This is a genomic window from Streptomyces sp. HSS9-12, from assembly GCF_054963655.1.
This window is the reverse complement of sequence record NZ_JBUEGC010000074.1, coordinates 1-17,957: the sequence shown is the minus strand read 5'-3', so window position 1 is coordinate 17,957 and position 17,957 is coordinate 1. Positions and strand designations below refer to the sequence as shown.

The window sequence follows — 17,957 nt, the reverse complement described above, 5'->3', positions numbered from 1 at the left end:
GACTGTCCTGCCTTCTTGGGCTGAGCGAGCCATTCATAGGGTTGGCTCACCCAGGGGTCTCGAGTGTGGCTTTACCAGGTGAAGCAGGACGCCAAGAACATGGCCTGCCTGTACTGGACTATCGGATGCGTACGACGCAGGCCGGCGCGGACCGAGGGCGAGGGATCAGCCGACCTCAGCGGGCTCGAGCGAGTCCTGCTGGTCGCCTTGTCGCCACTGCTGCCCAGGGAGCGCTGGAACAGCTTCTTCGTCGCTCCGGCGACATTGCTGCGCTGGCACCGTGAACTGATCGCGGATGCGTGGACCTACCCCCGCAAGAGGCCTGGTCGGCCACCGATACCGGAGGATGAGCGGGAGTTGATCTTGCGCCCGGCACGGGAAAACCCGCTGTGGGGCCACCGCAGAGTCCAAGGAGAGCTGGCCCGGTTGGGCATCGCCGTCTCGGCGGCAACCGTGCGGGCGGTCCTGCGGCAGGGCAACGGTCCACCCGCGCCCCAGCGAGCGCGGGACTCCTGGTCCTCCTTCCTGCGCGCCCAAGCCTCCGCACTGCCGGCCTGCGGCTTCTTCCTCGTGGACACCGCGTTGTGCAAGCGCCTGTACGTGCTGTTCGTCATGGAGATCAAGACGCGCCGGGTGCCCGTCCTGGGTACCACCGCGCACCCGAACCGGGACTGGGTGACCCGGCAGGCGAGGAACTTGATGCCGACCCCGGAGGACCAGGTAGGCCCGCTTCCGATTCTTCCTGCGCGACCGGGACGGGAAGTTCTCCGATGCCTTCGACGCCGTGCTGGTCGGCGCGGGTGTGCAGGTCCTGCTCCCCCCGCCAAGATCGCCGAAGGTGAACGCCTTCGCGGAACGCTGGGTCGGCACGGTGCGGCGCATGAGGGCACCCCCCATGCCGAAAGCCGTGGGGGAGCACCGACCGCATGCTCATCTGGAACCGAGGGCACAGCAATACCCATGCCGTAGCGGGCCTCGGCGGGCTGGACGGGGTCGGCGGACGGTAGGAGGAGGGGGGGTGGCTTGCGTGCGGTGCGGGCACCTGCAGCGCACCGCCATACAGGCAGGACCGGCAACGCTGGTCGCCCTACTCGACGAGCACGAGCACGAGCACGTGGACAAAAATTGTTCGACAAATTCTTGGCAGTAACGCAAAGGAGGCGTAGAACTTTAACCAGGAACTGAAGACCACCCACGGGAGACACTCGATGTCCACTGACGCCCGCACCGGACCAGCCCCCAGCCCGACCGGCCCGCTCAGCAAGATCGATTACAGTGAGCGCATCCCGAACAACGTCGACCTGGCCAGTGACCGCCGTCTCCAGCGCGCGCTGGAGAGTTGGCAGCCGAAGTTCCTCGACTGGTGGAAGCAACTCGGCCCCGCCCTGCCGACGAAGGATGTCTACCTGCGCACCGCCATCGCGGTCGGTCGCGACGGTTGGGCCCACTTCGACCACGTGCCGATGGAGGAGTACCGCTGGGGTATCTTCCTGGCGGAGCGCAATCCCGACCGCAAGATCGCCTTCGGCAAGCACAAGGGTGAGCCGGCCTGGCAGGAGGTCCCAGGCGAGTACCGTGCGGAACTGCAGCGGCTGATCGTCATCCAGGGCGACACCGAGCCGGCGTCGGTGGAGCAGCAGCGCATCCTGGGCAACACCGCGCCGAGCATCTACGACCTGCGCAACTTGTTCCAGGTCAATGTCGAGGAGGGGCGCCACCTCTGGGCGATGGTCTACCTGCTTCACGCCTACTTCGGCCGCGAGGGACGCGAGGAGGCCGAGCAGCTCCTTAAGCGCCACTCCGGTGACCTCGACAGCCCCCGGATCCTCGGTGCGTTCAACGAGGAGACAACCGACTGGCTGCAGTTCTTCATGTTCACCTACTTCACCGACCGTGACGGCAAGTACCAGCTCGGCACGCTCAAGGAGTCCGGTTTCGACCCGCTGGCTCGCACCTGCGAGTTCATGCTCAAGGAAGAGGCGCACCACATGTTCGTCGGTACCACGGGCGTGCAGCGCGTGGTGGAGCGGACCGCCGAACTCATGAAGAAGCACGACACCGAGGACGTCCTGCCTCACGGCGGCATCCCGCTGTCGATCGTGCAGAAGTACCTCAACTTCCAGTTCGCGGTCTCAATGGACCTGTTCGGCTCCGAGCAGTCGACCAACGCCGGTAACTACTACAGCTCGGGCCTCAAGGGCCGCTGGCAGGAGATGCGTCGCAAGGACGACCACCAGCTGCTGAACGACGTGCGCACGATGAACGTCGTCGAGGACGGCAAGATTGTCCAGAAGACTGTTCCGCTGCTCAGTGCACTCAACCTCGACCTGAGGGACGAGTACGTCGCGGACTGCGCCAACGGTGTCCGCCGCTGGAATCAGGCGCTGGAGGATGCGGGCCTGGAGCAGCGCTTGTTCCTGCCGCACGAGGGCTTCCACCGTGCGGTCGGCACCTACGCCGGACACCATGTGAGCCCCGAGGGCGAGGTTCTCGACGAGGCGACCTGGGAGGCCCGCAAGGGTGACTGGCTGCCGACGGAAGAGGACCGCAGGGCCGTCGCGTCGCTGATGGTCCCGCAGTACGAGCCCGGCAAGTTCGCCGGCTGGATCGCTCCGCCGCAGACCGGCATCAACGACCAGCCCGTCGAGTTCGACTACGTGCACCTCGCGGAGGAAGCCCTCGCCTGACTCGTCAGTGAGCCGCGCAGCCCTGGCCGTCGCCCGTAGGGTGACGGCCAGGGCTGCTGTCGTTTTGACGGTGTTTGCCTTGTGCCGCAATCTCGCTCTTGGCCCGAGGAGAGGGCTCCCAAACGCCCTCGATCAAAATGACGTTCGCTCTGCTCTCGGCAACCCGCGCATCTGGGTGCTGGCCCGGCGCGGTGCGCGATCTTGCATGACCTGATGATTCCGACCCGTCAGCTGCGTCGGCCCGCCTCGTCGTCCATGCGGTCCCACTCGGCCTGTGCCCGGCGGTGCCAGCGGTCGTGCCGATCATGGAACGTGGCCGCCGCCCGCGGACCCGGCCAGTCATGGTCGAGGAGCTCGCTGGGCAGATCAGGGTCGAGGAACGGGAACAGCCGCCATTCCTGGACGAGCTGTACCTGGTTGACGAACGCATCTCGCGTGGTCGGGGCTTTGAGTCCCTCGAAGCGGTCGATGAAGGACAGGTAGCACTTCTCGACCTCGTCGAGGTCCCACGCCGCACCGATCAGCTTGGCCGGATCGCCGGCGGAGACGGCCGGGCCGACCCAGGCGAAGGTACGTTCGCTCAGGCCCAGCTCCTCGATCACCGCGCGGGCCTCCTCCTCCTTGCCGGCGTCAGGGACCACCCACAAGCCGGGTGAGGGAGAACCGAGCCCCAGCCAGGTCAGCCGGGTACGGAGCCGGTGGCGCAGCCGGCGTTGGCTCTCGGGGACCCCCACGGTCAGCACCAGCCAGCGGCCGTCCCACGGGTGAGGCTTGCGCATGAACCCGTAGATGCGCTCGGTGCCCTCGGTCAGCAGCTGCTCGCCGGCCGGGGTCAGCTGCCAACGGACGCGGCGGCCGTGCCGGGTGGAGGACAGCAGCCCCTCGGCGGCTGAGCGGGACAGCGCCTGCCGGGTCGACTTCTCCTCCACCCCGAGTGCGCTGAGAGCGTCGACCAGGGTGCCGGTCCAGACCTGTCCGTGCCGGGGGTGGACGAACTCGCCGAGGACCGTGAGCAGCAGCGAACGTGCGCTGGGTGTCGCGGACTCGCGTCGGCGACCGTTCGTGTCGGCCGGCATGGCCGATACGGGCTGCTGCCTGCGTGGGGCGCTTGGCACGCGTCGGCCCTCCTGTCTTTCTACTGTCCTGAGACGCGAATCCTCGCGGCCCGTGGTGCTTTCGTGCGGGGCACACGGGAGGTGGAACGCGGACACGAAATGTACATGCTACAAACTCTTGACGAGTCGCGCAGTATGCGTCGAGTATTTCTCTGAGCTCGACGTCCGACGCCCATCTGCTGAGAGGTGTGACATGTCCGTCTTCGCCCCCGAAAGCGACAGCCCTGTGATTGAGGGCGCGGAACCGGCCCGCCCGCAGAGCGTGACCCGGGTGGACTTCGATACGGCCCCCGACCGCTACCGCCACTGGAAGCTGGACGTGGACGGAGAGGTGGCCACCGTGACCCTCTGCGTCGACGAAGACGGCGGGCTCGTCGGCGGCTACGCGCTGAAGATGAACTCCTACGACCTCGGTGTCGACATCGAGCTCTACGACATCGTGCAGCGGCTCCGCTTCGAGCACCCCGAGGTCAAGTCGGTCGTCATGACCGGCGGATTGGAGCGGATGTTCTGCGCGGGCGCCAACATCCGGATGCTCGCGCAGTCGTCCCACGCATGGAAGGTCAACTTCTGCAAGTTCACCAACGAGACACGCAACGGCATCGAGGACGCCACGGCGAACTCGGGACAGACCTGGATTGCCGCGCTCAACGGCACGGCTGCCGGGGGCGGCTACGAGCTGGCACTGGCCTGTGAGCAGATCGTTCTCATCGACGACGGCTCATCGGCCGTCTCGCTGCCCGAGGTCCCGCTGCTCGGGGTGCTCCCGGGCACGGGCGGGCTGACCCGCGTCGTCGACAAGCGCCATGTCCGCAAGGACCGCGCCGACATCTTCGCCACCAAGTCCGAGGGCTTCCGCGGAGCCACTGCCGTGGAGTGGGGCCTGGTCGACGCGACCGTGCCGCGGGCCCGCTTCGCGGACGAGATTGCCCGCCGCGCCCACGAGGCGGCAGCGACGTCACGACGCCCTGCCGACGCGAAGGGCGTGACCCTGACGCCGCTTGACCGCAAGGAGTCCGGCGACAGCATCACCTACCCCTATGTCTCCGCCACCATCGACCGCGCTTCGCGCCGCGTCGACATCACCGTACAGGCGCCCGCCGAGGCACCCCCGCGGAACGCGGCGGCGGTCCTCGAACAGGGCACGGCGTACTGGCCGCTGGCCCTGACCCGCGCCCTGGACGACCTGATCCTGCGGCTGCGCACCAACGAGGTCGAGATCGGCACCTGGGTGATTCGTACGCAGGGCGACACCGACACCATCCTGGCCTATGACGCGCAGCTCGACGAGCTCGCCGACGACTGGTTTGTCAACGAGGTTCGGCACTACTACAAGCGCACGCTCAAGCGGCTCGACGTGACCAGCCGCAGCATCGTCGCCGTCATCGAGCCGGGCAGCTGCTTCGCCGGTCTGCTGCTTGAACTCGCGCTCGCAGCCGACCGCCAGTACATGCTCGACGGCGTCTACCAGGACGTCGACCCGGACGCGGAGCCCGCCACGATCGTGGTGACCTCCTCCAACCTCGGTGCCTGGCCGATGAGCAACGACCTGAGCCGGCTCGCGTCCCGCTTCTGGGGCCACGACAACCACCTGTCGATGGTGCATGCGCGCACCGGCGATCGGCTCGACGCCTCCGCCGCGTCCGCGCTGGGCCTGGTGACCTACGCCCTCGACGACATCGACTTTGAGGACGAGTTGCGAATCGCGCTCGAGGAACGCGCCTCCCTGTCGCCCGATGCGCTGACCGGCATGGAGGCCAACCACCGCTTCGTCGGACCGGAGACGGTCGAGACCAAGGTCTTCGGCCGGCTGACGGCCTGGCAGAACTGGATCTTCATCCGTCCCAACGCCTCCGGTCCGGACGGTGCCCTGCGACGGTTCGGTACCGGACGTAAGGGTGACTTCGACCTCAAGCGAGTGTGACCTGATGTCCCTCGACTTCAACGCGCAGTCCTGGCTCGTCGACCGTCATGTGGACGCCGGCCGCGGCGAGCGGGTGGCCGTCCGGGGCTCCAGCACGTTGACCTACGGTGAGCTGGCCGACCTGTCGGCCAGCGTCGCGGCCGGCCTCCGGTCACTGGGGCTGCGCCGTGACGACCGGGTGCTGTTCGTCATGAACGACGACGTGCCCATGCTCGCCGGCATCCTCGGCACGTTCCGGGCCGGCTTCGTTGCGGTGCCCGTGTCGACCATGCTGGGTGGTCGCGAACTCGGCCACATCGTGGCCGACTCGGGCGCCTCGGTGCTCGTGGCGAGCCAGGAGTACGCCGACGCAGTGTTGACCGCCGCGGCGTCGGCGCCCGAGCTGCGGCACCTCGTCGTCGACGCCGAGACGCCGCTCGCGACGCCCGACGGGGTCCGGGCGTCGACGTGGTCGGAGCTGGTGACCGCCGGCGCCGCGGCGCCGACGGCGCAGCGTGGCGTGGCTCCCACCACCGAAGACACCTGGGCGCTGTGGCTCTACACCTCAGGGACCACCGGTTCCCCGAAAGGAGCGATGCACCGGCACGCCAACATTCGCCATGTCTGCGGGACTTACGGCACTCAGGTCCTTGGGATCACCCCCGAGGACTCGTGCTTCTCGGTCGCCAAGCTCTTCTTCGCCTATGGCATCGGCAACTCGGCGTTCTTCCCGCTGTCGGTCGGTGCCACCACCGTGCTCGAGCCGCGGCGGCCCACGCCCGCGGTGGTCCGGGAGCGGGTGCAGCAGGACCGGCCGACGCTGTTCTTCGGCGTCCCGACCTTCTATGCCGCGCTGCTGGCCAGCAATCTGCCGGACGACACGTTCGCCTCGGTCCGGCTCGGCACGTCGGCGGGGGAGCCGCTGCCCGCCGGCCTGCAGGAGCAGTTCTCCGGCCGGTTCGGAGTCGAGATCATCGACGGCATCGGGTCAACCGAAGCGCTGCACATCTTCCTGTCCAACCGGCCAGGTGAGGTGCGGCCCGGGACCACCGGCGTGCCGGTGCCCGGCTACGACATCGAGCTGCGCGACCTCACGGGGAAGGTCGTCCCGGACGGGACGCCGGGGACGCTGCACGTGCGCGGTGAGTCGATCGCGCAAGGCTACTGGCGCCGCACGGACGCCAGCAGGACCGTCTTCCTGGGCGAGTGGCTCAACACCGGCGACACCTACGTCCGGTCCGAGGACGGCACCTACACCTGCCTGGGCCGCAGTAACGATCTGCTCAAGGCCGGCGGCATCTGGGTCTCACCCGCAGAGGTCGAGAGCCGGCTCCTCGAGCACCCCGCTGTTTCGGAGGTGGCCGTGGTCGCCCGGACGGACGCATCGGGACTGGACAAGCCGGTCGCCTGCGTCGTGGCGGACTCCCCGGTCACGGTCGATGAGCTGATCCAGTGGTGTCGCGACGGCCTGGCCGCCTTCAAGCGCCCACGCGCAGTGGTCTTTGTGGACGAGCTGCCCAAGACGGCCACGGGCAAGATGCAGCGTTTCAAGGTCCGTGAGCTCATCGCCAACCTCGACCTGCCCACTGCTGTCGAACGCCCCGTAACGCCAACCCCAGGAGTCCTTTCATGAGTGCCGTCGAAGCTGACCTGCTGATCGTCGGTGCGGGTCCGGTCGGACTGTTCGGCGCCTACTACGCCGGCGTCCGTGGGCTCAAGGTGGCCGTGGTCGACTCGCTGAGCCAGGTCGGCGGTCAGGTCAGCGCGATGTACCCGGAGAAGCAGATCTTCGACATCGCCGGATTCCCCGCCGTCTCGGGCCGCCGGCTCATCGGCAACCTCGTCGAGCAGGCCGCGCCGTACGACCCCGTCTACCTGCTCGGCCAGGAGGCACAGCAGCTGGAACGGGTCCCCCGCGACGGTCGGCCCGACTTGCTGGTCGTCAAGACCAGCGCCGGCACCGAGATCGCGGCTGGCGGCGTGGTGGTCACCGGAGGGATCGGTACGTTCACCCCGCGTCCGCTGCCGGCCGGTGAGGACTTCCTGGGCAGGGGCCTGGAGTACTTCGTCCCGTCGTCGGCGGAGTACGCCGGCAAGGACGTCGTCATCGTGGGCGGCGGGGACAGCGCCGTCGACTGGGCCCTCATGCTCGAGCCGATCGCCCGCAGCGTCACCCTCGTCCACCGCCGTGAGGCGTTCCGTGCGCACCACGGGTCGGTCGAGCAGCTCAAGGCATCCTCGGTGCAGGTCATCACAGGTGCCCAGGTCACCGCGACGACGGGCGGCGAACATCTCGAGGTGATCGAGGTCGCGGTGAAGGGCGAGAGCGAATCGCGCACGCTCGTATGCCAGAAGCTCGTGGCCGCGCTGGGCTTCACCGCCAACCTCGGCCCGCTGCGTGACTGGGGGCTCGAGCTGCACGACAACCGGCACCTGGTCGTCGACTCAGCCATGCGCACCAACATCCCTGGCATCTTCGCGGCCGGAGACATCACCGACTACGACGGCAAGGTCCGGCTGATCGCCGTCGGCTTCGGTGAGGTGGCCACCGCAGTCAACAACGCCGCGGTGCACATCGATCCCGCCGCGCAGCTGTTCCCCGGACACTCCACGGACAATCCCGCCGCGGTGCCCGTGCCGGCCTGACCGGACCCATCCCGACGTTCCCGTCCTGAAGGCAGGAGGCTCAGCATGCCGTACATCATCGCCGCACCGTGCATCGACATCATGGACAAGTCATGTATGGAGGAGTGCCCCGTCGACTGCATCTACGAAGGGGAGCGCAAGCTCTACATCAACCCCAAGGAGTGCATCGACTGCGGTGCCTGCGAGCCCGTCTGCCCCGTCGAGGCGATCAGCCAGGACCGCCGCGTCGCGGCGGAGCACGCCAAGTTCGTGGAGGACAATCGCCGCTTCTTCACCGAGCCCCTGCCGGGCCGTGACGAGCCGCTGGGGGCACCCGGCGGCGCGCGCAAGACGGGCCCCATCGGCGTGGACACCCCAATGGTGGCTGCATGCTAGACGCCACCGTGACCTATTACCGCGAATGGCACTCTGTCGCCTCTTGTATGGCATTTGGGCCGTGGGGCGATCCGTCATGCGCCCACCGCAGCAGGGATGCGCAACTTTATGACGTCCAGTCCACCAACGGACTGAGTGACCGAAAGTCGTCCCGGTGGTCCCGAGGCGCTGTTCCGTATCGGGGCTGTAGATGATTCGCTGGAAAATCGAGTCGATGCAACGTGCCCAGACCGACGGTGATCTCGAGAACGGTCTGGTCCTCACCGGCCAGGTGGCATCCGCCATCGATGATCTGATCACCATCGCCGAGTTCGTTCCCGCCACGGCGGAGGAGGCAGCCCGCATGCTGCGCGACCTGGGCTCTGCTGTGCGCGCCTGACCGACGAGACCAGGGGCGCGCTGGTTGTTGTCAGCGGAGAACGCGCGGGCGGGCTTGAGTGTGCGTCCGCGCGCCGCTGTTCCGCTTGGCTCCACCGCTTCACCGTCGACCATCACGGCAAACCGGGAAATCGCTCTACACAACCTTGACGATGATTGGAGTTGATGTAGAAGATAGCCCTTGTTGGAACCAACCCAAGCAAGGAGACGCTCGTCGTGGTGCTCGCCAGCAAGCCAGGCGTCGTCGGCGCCGCCGAAGCGGCAGTCGTCGCCCATCGGACGACTTACTCGATTCCGGAGGATTCCCGATGATCGACGACGAGGTCGTGGTCGACGCCCACGTGCATGCCCCGCGGTTGTCCACGCTCAAGCCTTCTTGGCTGGAGTGGGCCGAGAAGTTCTCCGGCCCGCACCAGTGGCGGACCGCCTACGACGCCCAGGGCGATCCGGTGCCGGAGCGGCTGGATGCTCTGCTGGAGGCCGAGGGCATCGACCGGGCGCTACTGTTCTGCGAGTACAGCCCGCGAGCCACCGGTATCCAGACGATCGAAGACCTGCTGCCGATCGTCGAGTACAACCCGGTGCGGTTCCGCCTGGTGGCGAGCGTCAACCCGCATCTTCACTACCCGGTCGCCTCCGAGGCCGAGCGCCAGCTGGACCTGGGGGCGGTGGCACTCAAGTTGCACCCGGTGCACGGCGCGTTCTCGCCGGACGACAAGGAGCTCTACCCGGTCTACGCGCTATGCGCCGAACGCGGCGTTCCCGTCATCCTGCACTCCGGCACCTCCAGCTTCCCGGGCGCGCGGACCGGATTCGGCGACCCCGGACTTCTCCTTGATGTCATCGAGGACTTTCCTGACGTGCAGTTCGTCTTCGCTCACGGCGGCCGCGGCTGGTGGTACGACACTGCCGCGTTCCTCGCGCTTGCCAAGCCCAACGTGTGGCTGGACCTCGCCGGGCTGCCTCCGAAGAAGCTGCCGGAGTACTACACCCGTTTCGACCTGTCCAGGCTCGCCACCAAGTGGATCTTCGGCACCGACTGGCCAGGCGTGCCCGGAGCGTCCCGCAATGTGGCCGCGCTCCGCCAACTCGGCCTTCCTGCCGACACCGTGCGTGCCGTCCTGTCCGGCAACGCCGCCAAGATCTTCCCCGGACTCGGGGTGTGAGGAACCGATGACCGCTGTGTACGCGGTCGATGCCTGCCGTACCCCCCTGGGCAAGGTCAAGGGGCAACTGGCCGGCATTCGACCGGACGACCTGACCGCCGTGGTGTTGCGGGCGCTGGTGCAGCGCACGCCGTCGCTGGATCCATCGCGTATCGACGACGTCTACTGGGGTGCGGCCAACCAGGCCGGTGAGGACAACCGCAACGTTGCCCGGATGGGCGTGCTGCTGGCCGGCCTGCCGGTGGACGTACCCGGTGCGACAGTGAACCGGCTGTGTGCCTCCGGCCTGGAGGCCGTGGCGAGTGCTGCCCGGGCGATCGCCAGCGGGGAGGCCGACCTGTGCATCGCGGGCGGGGTCGAGTCGATGACCAGGGCCCCATTCGTGCTGCCGCGCCCGGAGTCGGGCTACCCGCGCACGATGGAGCTCTCGGACACCCGATTGGGCTGGCGGATGGTCAACCCCCGTATGACGGAGGCGTACCCGCCCATCTCGCTCGGCGAGACCGCGGAGAACGTCGCGGACCGCTACGGCATCGGCCGGGAGCGCCAGGACGCGTTCGCCGTTACCAGCCACCACCGCGCTGCGGCCGCGCAGCGCTCCGGCCGGTTCGCCGAGGAGATCGTGCCGGTCCCCGTGGGGGACACCCACGTCACCCTGGACGAGGGTGTGGATGGGTCGGTCACGGTCCATGGCCTGGCCCGGCGCAAGCCGGCCTTCCGCCGGGAGGGATCGGTCACCGGAGGCAACTCCTCCCCCCTGTCGGACGGGGCGGCCGGCCTGCTGCTGGCCTCCGAGCGCGGGCTGGCAGCCCTCGGGGTGCAGCCGATGGCCCGCTACATCGGTACCGCCGCGGCCGGGGTGCATCCCGACTACATGGGCATCGGCCCGGTTCCGGCGACGCGGAAGCTGTTGGCCAGGATCGGGTGGTCCGTCGACGACCTGGACGTGGTGGAGCTGAACGAGGCGTTCGCGGCGCAGTCCCTCGCCGTGCTGGACGAATTGAAAGTCGACCCGGAGCGGGTCAACGTCAACGGGGGCGCCATCGCACTGGGGCATCCGCTGGGGTGTTCGGGTGCGCGGCTGGCCGGGACTCTGGCGCACGAGTTGCGCCGCGGTGGCGGCAGGCGCGGGCTCGTGAGCCTGTGCGTGGGAGTGGGGCAGGGCTTGTCGATGGCGTGGGAGGCGGTATGAGTGAGGCGGGCCGCCGGCGTATCGCAGTGGTCGGCGCCGGAACCATGGGGCTGGGTATCGCCTACGTGTTCGCGGCTGCCGGATGCGAGACCACTTTGGTGGAGCCCGACAGGGCTCAGGCGCACCGGGCGCTGGAGGCGATCAAGACGCAGGCAGCGCGAGCCAAGCACCGGGGCAAGCTGGACGCCGCCACCGCGGACAGCCTGGCCGACCGCATTGAGCTGGCCGGCGCGGTGTCGGAGCTGCGCGGGGGGCTGGACCTCATCGTGGAGGCGGTGCCGGAGCGTATCGAGCTCAAGCGCCACGTACTCGCTGCCGCCGAGAGCCGGGAACCCGTGCTGCTGGCCAGCAACACCAGCGGGTTGAGCATCGATGAGCTGGCCGCGTCCCTTCGCCGGCCCGGGTCCTTCCTCGGCCTGCACTTCTTCAACCCCGTGTGGTCGATGTCCCTGGTGGAGATCGTCCGGGGATCAAGTACGACGGAATCCGCGCTGGCGCAGGCGCGCGCGGCGGCGGAGCTGATCGGCAAGGAGACCATCGTGGTCCAGGACGCTCCGGGGTTCGCCACAAGCCGGTTGGGCGTGGCGATCGGCCTGGAGGCCATGCGGATGCTCGAGGACGGTGTGGCTGTCGCCGCGGACATCGACCGAGCGATGGAACTGGGGTACCGCCACCCGATGGGACCGCTGCGGCTGACCGACCTGGTCGGGCTGGACGTACGGCTGGACATCGCCCAGCACTTGGCCAAGACATACGGCCCGCGGTTCGACCCGCCGCAGATCCTGATCGACAAGGTCGCCGCAGGCGAGCTCGGCCGCAAGACCGGCAGGGGCTTCTACGACTGGAGCAGCGAATGACGGCGCCGGTACAGACTCTGGACACCCTGCGGGTCGAGCGCAAGGAGGACCGCACGGTGGTGACGCTGGCCCGCCCGGCGGAACGCAACGCCATCGACGCGGCCATGGTCGAGGAACTGCACGGGATGTGCGCCGAGCTGGAGCGCGAGCCCCGCGTACTGATTCTCACCGGCGGCACGGACGGCGTGTTCGCCGGTGGCGCGGACATTGCCCAACTGCGCGAGCGGCGCCGCGACGACGCCCTTGCCGGCATCAACCTGCGGCTCTTCGAGCGCATCCGCCGACTGCCGATGCCCACGGTGGCAGCCGTGGACGGCCATGCGCTCGGCGGTGGCGCGGAGCTGGCCTACGCCTGCGACCTCCGGCTGGCCACCCCGCGAACGCGGTTCGGCCAGCCGGAGCCGCAGCTGGGCATCCTGGCCGGCGCGGGGGCGGCCTACCGGCTGGTCCGCCTGCTGGGAGAGAGTGTCGCCAAGCAGATTCTGCTCGCCGGCCGGACGCTAGATGCCAATTGTGCCCGCGAGCTGGGGCTGGTGCTCGACGTCGTATCGCCCGCGGAACTGCTGACCCGTGCCCACGAGGTCGTCGACGGGATCCTGCGAGGATCGGCGATCGCCTTGCGGTTGACGAAGCTGGCCGTGGACGCCCCGGAGGCGGCGCACCCACAACTGGACCTGGTCGCGCAGGCGGTGCTGTTCGAAGACGAGGAGAAGTTCGCCCGCATGGACGCCTTCCTCCACCGCAGGTCCCGGCGGGGCCGGTGAACCGCGCTCAGCCCGAGCTGTGTTCGGAAACCAGCTCGTTCCAGTGCTGTTGCGCGGCCGGGCGCCAGTCCATGTGCTTGCGGTGGAACAGTTCGGCCGCCTTGGTGCCGCTCCAGTTCGCCGGCAGCAGCTCGCTCGGCAGCTGCGGATCGAGGAAGGGGAACCGACGCCACTCGTGCACCAGCCGGGTCTGGGCCTGCAGGACCGCGGCCCCGTCGACCGGATTCAGCCCGGTGAACTCGTCGATGAACTCTTCGTAGCGCTCTTCCAGCTCGCTGAGGTCCCAGGCGCGGGCCACCATCGCGTCCTCGTTGCCCACCGCCCCGTAGACGGCGGTGAAGGACATCGCGTCCTGAGCGAGCTCAAGTTCTTTCAGGACGTTCAACGCCTCGGCCTCGCGACTGGTGTGGGGAGTGATCCAGACGCCGGCCTCGGGCGAGCCGAACCCGGCCCAGGTGAGCTGGGTGCGCAGCCGGTGCCGCAGGTCGCGCTTGGCTTCCGGCACCGACACCAGCACCACCAGCCACTTGCCGTCCCACGGCTGCTCGACGCTGCCGAACTCGTAGATACGGCGGGCGCCCTCGGTGAGCAGCCTGCGCCCGGGTGGCGTCAGCGCCCAGCGGACCCGTCGCCCCACCCGCTCGGATACCAACCAGCCCTCAGCGGCGGTGCGGGCAAGGGCCTGCCGGGCCGACTTCTCCTCGACGTCGAAGGCCGCCAGCGCGTCCACCAGGACCGATGTCCACACCGGGCGGTCGCGTGGCAGGACGTACTCGCCGAGCAGGGTCATCAGGAGCGACCGTGCGCTGGCGTGGCTGACCTCACGGCGTCGGCTGACCACCGGCCGCGCGCCCTTGGCCGGAGCGCGGTCGATACGCGACCGCCGGCCGGCGCCCTGCCCGGCCATATCCGCCATCGTTCTCCACCTCCCTCACCGTGATCTGTGCTGACGTATCACGTCACCATGCGGCACCAGGGTAATGCTCAGCTTCGGTGCGCGTGGCCGCCTCCCCATCAGTATACTTTATCTTGACGTATCGACGGTCCAATGTAGAAAATCGGCCTGGAGTTGCCCTCTGTTCAGGACGAGCGAGGAACGAATCGTGCCGATCTACGCACTCGGACCCGATGAGCCGAAGATTCATCCCAGCGCCTACGTGCACCCGGACGCTGTCGTGATCGGGGCCGTCTCGATCGGCGAGGAAGCCACCATCTGGCCCGGCGCGGTGCTGCGCGGGGACCACGGCGGCCGCATCGAGGTGGGTGCGCGGACATCGATCCAGGACGGCACCGTGCTACACACCACCCCGGACTGGCCGACAGTGATCGGGCCGGAGTGCGTGGTGGGCCACAACGCGCACCTGGAGGGCTGCACCGTGGAGCGCCGCTGCCTCATCGGATCCGGTTCAGTCACGCTGAACCGCGCGGTGGTGCGCACGGGTGCGGTGGTCGGTGCCTCCGCGCTGGTGCCCGAGGACTTCGAGGTGCCCCCGGACACGATGGCGCTGGGCGTCCCGGTGCGCCTGCGGGAGACGAAGATCGACCCGTCCTGGATGGACTACGCCGTGCAGAGCTACATCGACGCGGGCGCCCGCTACCGGAGCGAGCTGCGCCGGGTCGACCGCTGAATCCCCGTGAACCCCTGACGGAAGGTGAACCGCTCGTGGCTGCGAAACTGCAGAGCTACATCAACGGTGACTGGTACAGCTCGCTCGACGAGGGCCGGACGCTGCTCGACGCCGCCACGGGCGTCGAAGTGGCCCGGATCTCGACCCAGGGTATCGACGCCGACGCCGCTCTGCGGTACGCCCGTGAGGTGGGCGGACCAGCCCTTCGCGAACTGTCCTTCCACCAGCGAGCAGGTCTGCTCAAAGCGCTGGGCAAGCACCTGACCCAGTACGCCGCCGAGTTCCGCGAGCTGTCGACCCGCACCGGTGCGACCCACCGCGATTCGGTTTTCGACGTGGACGGTGGCATCGCCGTGCTGTTCGTCTACGGCAGCAAGGGGGTTAAGGAGCTTCCCGACGGCCATGTCCTCCCCGACGGCGACATCGAGCAGATCGGCAAGCAGGGCACCTTCGGCGTACGGCACATGCACGTGCCACGGCGTGGCGCGGCCGTCCAGATCAACGCGTTCAACTTCCCGGTGTGGGGAATGCTGGAGAAACTCGCCCCCGCCCTGCTCGCCGGAGTCCCCTCGGTGGTGAAGCCCGCGAGCCAGACGGCCTACCTCACCGAGCTCGTCTTTCGGCGGATCATCGAGTCAGGCATCCTGCCCGAGGGAGCGGTGCAGCTGGTCTGCGGCCGCCCGGACGGCCTGCTCGACGCGCTCACCGGGCAGGACCTGCTCAGCGTGACCGGCTCCGCGAGGACCGCCAGGACACTGCGCGCCCACCCCGCGGTGGCGGGCAACGCCGTTCGGTTCAACGCCGAGGCCGACTCGCTGAACTGCTCCATCCTCGGGCCGGACGCGGTCCCCGGTACGCCCGAGTTCGACCTGTTCACGCAAGCGCTCGTCACCGAGATGACCGTCAAGGCAGGGCAAAAGTGCACCGCGATCCGGCGGGCCCTCGTACCGGCCGCCCTGATCGACGAGGTGGAGGAAGCGGTGGGGGCGAAGCTGGCCGAGGTGACGGTCGGCAACCCGGCCGACCCCTCGGTCACCATGGGGGCACTGGCCGGCCTGGGCCAGCGGGACGAGGTACTCCGGTCCGTCAAGGCACTCACCGCCGCCGCCCGGGTCGTGCACGGCGACCCGGACCGGTTCGACCTGGTGGACGCCGACCGCGAGCGCGGCGCGTTCCTACCGCCACTGCTGCTGCGCTGCGACGAACCCGATCGCCCGGAGCCGCACGAGGTGGAGGCGTTTGGCCCGGTCAGCACCCTGCTGCCCTACGACGGGGCCGCACACGCGGTCGCGCTGGCCGCCCGGGGTGAGGGGAGCCTGGTCGGCTCGGTGGTCACCCATGACCAGGACTTCGCCCACGAGGTGGTGCTGGGCGCGGCGCCGTGGCACGGCCGACTGCTCGTACTCGACCGCGAGGACGCCGACGAGTCGACCGGACACGGCTCGCCGCTGCCGCACGCCGTACACGGTGGCCCCGGCCGTGCCGGCGGTGGCGAGGAACTGGGCGGTATCCGCAGCGTGCTGCACCACATGCAGCGCACCGCCGTCCAGGGCTCGCCAACCGTGCTCGCGGCGATCACCGGGGTCCGGTCGTGACGCGGCTCGGGGCGGATCTGGAGGTCTCGCCGATCGGCCTGGGCACGATGGGCCTGTCGGGTGTGTACGGAGAGGTGGGCCGGCGGGAGGCGGAAAACCTCATCCGCCAGGCCCTCGACGAGGGAGTCACCTTCCTCGACACCGCAGACGCCTACGGCCGGGCCGGGGACAACGAGGAACTGGTCGGCCAGGCGGTAGCGGGCCGGCGCGCAGAGGTCGTCCTGGCCACCAAATTCGGCTACGTCGGACCCGGCCAGGGCCGGCCGGTCCGGGCCGGCTACCGCATGAGGCTGTTCGTGGACGGCAGCCCCACGCACGTGCGGGCGAGCATCGACGCCAGCCTGCGGCGCCTCGGCACCAGCCACGTGGACCTGTGGTATCTCCACTTCCCGGACCCGGAGGTGCCTATTGAGGAGACCGTCGGCGCCATGGCTGAACAGGTGGCTGCGGGCAAGGTGCGCCACCTCGGGCTGTCCAACGTGGACGTGCCGCAGTTGCGCAAGGCAACTGCTGTCCACCCCATCGCAGCCGTGCAGTTCGAGTACTCGCTGTTCAGCCGGCAGGCCGAGGCCGAACTGATTCCCGCCTGCAATGAGCTGGACGTCGGCTTCGTGGCCTGGGGACCGCTGGGCAGCGGGTTCCTCGCCGATGACCGGTACCTGGCAGGCGCCGTGGCCGAGGTACCGCGCACGGACTTCCGCTCCCGCAACCCCAGGTTCGCGGCCGAGAGCCTCCCGGTGAACAGCGACCGGTTCGCCCCGCTGCGTGAGCTCGCCCAGGCCAAGGGGTGCACCACCGGACAGCTCGCGCTTGCCTGGCTCCTCGCCCGGGGCGTGATCCCTATCCCCGGCACCCGCAACCCAGCGCATCTCCGCGAGAACATGGCTGCCGTCCGGGTCCGGCTGTTCGCAGATGAACTCGCCGAGCTCGACCGGAGGTTCCCCGCGGGCACCGCCGCGGGGGAGGCGTTCCTGCCTTGACGCGCTGCGGTGGTGTAACGGTACGGCTCCGTCCCGAGCGGGGCGGAGCCGTACGAACGCCTTCATCAGCGCAAGCCAGCACTTGTACCCGCCAAGTCCGGACTCGGACCAATCAGGCCTGATGCGAGATCTCGCGGACGCCTGTACCACGCGGTCGGCCACGGTCGGGATGCCCAGACGGCGCGGCTTATGCGACCCTGGCTGGGATCATCTTGCTCGTGCTCGGGTGAAGGTGGGTGGCTCCACGGAATGAGAGATCTAGCAGCTCCAGCCGCTTGGTGCTGATGGCCTGGGCCGCGAGGGTGCTCACGCCGCGACCGCCTCGGGGCGTTCGACGAGCCGGCCGTGTTCGAAGCGGGCTCCGGCGCGGACGAGGGCGACAAGGTGGGGCGCGTTCACGGCCCGCCACCGTTGCTGGGCGGACTCGACGAGCTTGAAGACCATGGCCAGGGCGGCGGTGCGGAAGCCAGCGCCGCGGGTGACTTGGTCCGCAGCCGGACGGTGGCGAAGGTCGAGTCGATCGGGTTCGTGGTCCGCAGGTGGATCCAGTGCTCGGCCGGAAAGTCAAAGAACGCCAGCACCGGGGGCGCATGCCCCGGCGGGCGCAGTCACGCATCAAGTCGGCCCAGGGCAGGACGCGCTGGAGCACATCAAGCGGCTCATGCCGCCCA

The 17,957-nt window shown here is 68.9% G+C and carries 16 protein-coding genes and 1 pseudogene; 14 read left to right on the top strand and 3 right to left on the bottom strand.

From position 1 onward, the window contains the following. Positions 1-99 precede the first annotated feature (99 nt). Together ACY34J_RS27225 and boxB are read left to right on the top strand one after the other, a co-directional pair. On the top strand, positions 100-969 hold the full coding sequence (locus tag ACY34J_RS27225; RefSeq protein WP_462729298.1) for a helix-turn-helix domain-containing protein: 870 nt from the start codon (positions 100-102) through the stop codon (positions 967-969). Between the two features lie 239 nt (positions 970-1,208). Next, complete coding sequence (boxB, locus tag ACY34J_RS27220; protein WP_462729297.1) at positions 1,209-2,687, top strand: benzoyl-CoA 2,3-epoxidase subunit BoxB; 1,479 nt, start codon at positions 1,209-1,211, stop codon at positions 2,685-2,687. A 227-nt stretch (positions 2,688-2,914) separates the two neighbouring features. Here boxB and ACY34J_RS27215 read toward each other — a convergent pair whose 3' ends face one another. After that, complete coding sequence (locus ACY34J_RS27215) at positions 2,915-3,802, bottom strand: PaaX family transcriptional regulator (RefSeq protein ID WP_462729296.1); 888 nt, start codon at positions 3,800-3,802, stop codon at positions 2,915-2,917. A 193-nt stretch (positions 3,803-3,995) separates the two neighbouring features. Here ACY34J_RS27215 and boxC point away from each other — a divergent pair, with 193 nt between their 5' ends. From boxC to ACY34J_RS27170, 9 genes are all read left to right on the top strand, one after another. Then, the gene (gene boxC, locus ACY34J_RS27210) at positions 3,996-5,726 is read left to right on the top strand and encodes a 2,3-epoxybenzoyl-CoA dihydrolase (RefSeq protein WP_462729295.1); all 1,731 of its coding nucleotides are present in this window, start codon (positions 3,996-3,998) and stop codon (positions 5,724-5,726) included. 4 nt (positions 5,727-5,730) lie between these two features. Beyond that, complete coding sequence (locus ACY34J_RS27205; protein ID WP_462729294.1) at positions 5,731-7,338, top strand: benzoate-CoA ligase family protein; 1,608 nt, start codon at positions 5,731-5,733, stop codon at positions 7,336-7,338. Beyond that, complete coding sequence (locus tag ACY34J_RS27200; RefSeq protein WP_462729293.1) at positions 7,335-8,351, top strand: NAD(P)/FAD-dependent oxidoreductase; 1,017 nt, start codon at positions 7,335-7,337, stop codon at positions 8,349-8,351. Before ACY34J_RS27205 ends, ACY34J_RS27200 begins: the two co-directional genes overlap by 4 nt. Before the next feature lie 45 nt (positions 8,352-8,396). Beyond that, positions 8,397-8,726 (top strand): ferredoxin, encoded by a 330-nt coding sequence (gene fdxA, locus ACY34J_RS27195; RefSeq protein ID WP_462729292.1) that lies wholly within the window; start codon positions 8,397-8,399, stop codon positions 8,724-8,726. A 214-nt stretch (positions 8,727-8,940) separates the two neighbouring features. Continuing rightward, a complete protein-coding gene (locus tag ACY34J_RS27190) occupies positions 8,941-9,105 on the top strand; it encodes a hypothetical protein (protein WP_462729291.1) in 165 nt (54 codons plus the stop codon). Positions 9,106-9,412: 307 nt separating this feature from the next. Next, positions 9,413-10,270 (top strand): amidohydrolase family protein, encoded by an 858-nt coding sequence (locus ACY34J_RS27185; protein WP_462729290.1) that lies wholly within the window; start codon positions 9,413-9,415, stop codon positions 10,268-10,270. Between the two features lie 7 nt (positions 10,271-10,277). After that, the gene (locus tag ACY34J_RS27180; protein WP_462729289.1) at positions 10,278-11,462 is read left to right on the top strand and encodes a thiolase family protein; all 1,185 of its coding nucleotides are present in this window, start codon (positions 10,278-10,280) and stop codon (positions 11,460-11,462) included. After that, the gene (locus tag ACY34J_RS27175; RefSeq protein ID WP_462729288.1) at positions 11,459-12,319 is read left to right on the top strand and encodes a 3-hydroxyacyl-CoA dehydrogenase family protein; all 861 of its coding nucleotides are present in this window, start codon (positions 11,459-11,461) and stop codon (positions 12,317-12,319) included. Before ACY34J_RS27180 ends, ACY34J_RS27175 begins: the two co-directional genes overlap by 4 nt. Beyond that, the gene (locus tag ACY34J_RS27170; protein ID WP_462729287.1) at positions 12,316-13,083 is read left to right on the top strand and encodes an enoyl-CoA hydratase/isomerase family protein; all 768 of its coding nucleotides are present in this window, start codon (positions 12,316-12,318) and stop codon (positions 13,081-13,083) included. Before ACY34J_RS27175 ends, ACY34J_RS27170 begins: the two co-directional genes overlap by 4 nt. Before the next feature lie 7 nt (positions 13,084-13,090). On the opposite strand, the gene ACY34J_RS27165 is transcribed toward ACY34J_RS27170, so the two are convergent. After that, positions 13,091-13,999, bottom strand: a complete 909-nt coding sequence (locus ACY34J_RS27165; protein ID WP_462729286.1) for a PaaX family transcriptional regulator — start codon at positions 13,997-13,999, stop codon at positions 13,091-13,093. Between the two features lie 187 nt (positions 14,000-14,186). Between ACY34J_RS27165 and ACY34J_RS27160 the strand changes: the two genes are divergently transcribed. Genes ACY34J_RS27160 through ACY34J_RS27150 form a run of 3 tightly spaced genes read left to right on the top strand, consistent with a single transcriptional unit; the run spans position 14,187 to position 17,286 of the window. Further along, entirely contained in the window at positions 14,187-14,711 is a 525-nt protein-coding gene (locus tag ACY34J_RS27160) for a gamma carbonic anhydrase family protein (RefSeq protein WP_462729285.1), read from the top strand. Positions 14,712-14,746: 35 nt separating this feature from the next. Continuing rightward, a complete protein-coding gene (gene paaZ / locus ACY34J_RS27155; RefSeq protein WP_462729284.1) occupies positions 14,747-16,306 on the top strand; it encodes a phenylacetic acid degradation bifunctional protein PaaZ in 1,560 nt (519 codons plus the stop codon). Beyond that, complete coding sequence (locus tag ACY34J_RS27150; protein WP_462729283.1) at positions 16,303-17,286, top strand: aldo/keto reductase; 984 nt, start codon at positions 16,303-16,305, stop codon at positions 17,284-17,286. The genes paaZ and ACY34J_RS27150 overlap by 4 nt, the downstream gene beginning before the upstream one ends. A 306-nt stretch (positions 17,287-17,592) precedes the next feature. Here the strand turns inward: ACY34J_RS27150 and ACY34J_RS27145 are convergent. Continuing rightward, positions 17,593-17,867: pseudogene (locus ACY34J_RS27145) on the bottom strand (transposase); the annotation flags it as partial. Positions 17,868-17,957 lie beyond the last annotated feature (90 nt).